This window comes from Arsenicibacter rosenii (assembly GCF_001870735.1).
Lineage (GTDB): Bacteria > Bacteroidota > Bacteroidia > Cytophagales > Spirosomataceae > Arsenicibacter > Arsenicibacter rosenii.
In genome coordinates, this window is sequence record NZ_MORL01000241.1 from 1 (window position 1) to 568 (window position 568).

At 50.0% G+C, this 568-nt stretch carries 1 pseudogene; it reads left to right on the forward strand.

Annotation, left to right across the window (positions count from 1 at the left end):
• Positions 1-37: 37 nt before the first annotated feature.
• Positions 38-568: pseudogene (locus BLX24_RS31065) on the forward strand (hypothetical protein); the annotation flags it as partial.

The following is a 568-nucleotide window of genomic DNA, read 5'->3' on the forward strand; positions in this document are numbered from 1 at the left end:
CCAGTTTCAATGTACATGGGCTATTTCGGGGTTAATTATGCTATTTTTTGCCTATCCTGCCTTATCACAAAAGCTGGATAGTACAAACCCGGCACAACGCGTTCAGGTAGCCCCGGCAAGTGTTTTTACCATGTTCCGTGGCGCCGGCATGAAGCCCGTTAATCACCCGCTTACACCGGCTCAGAACGAAAAGGTGAGCCATGCTTTTGCACTGTTACCCCCCTTACATCAGCGAATCCTTAACCAGCATCTCCACAGTATCAGCTTTATGGATAACATGCCCAATACGGCCTTAACCTCTCCGGTCGATTCAGGGGGTATGCCGAAGATGTTCAACATTACCTTTAGAGCGGGCTTGCTGGATGAGACTATCTCCGCATGGGCAACATGGAAAGAGGCTACCTGTTTCAACAGGACAAATGATGATGCCTTTTCCGTGCGTGTTGAAGGAGGTAATCTGGATGCCATCATTTATGTCCTGATGCACGAAGCTACCCACATCGTCGACGCCGTAACCAATATTACGCCACATCCCGGCGAAGCTCAGGAAGTGGTTGAACCCACCCGG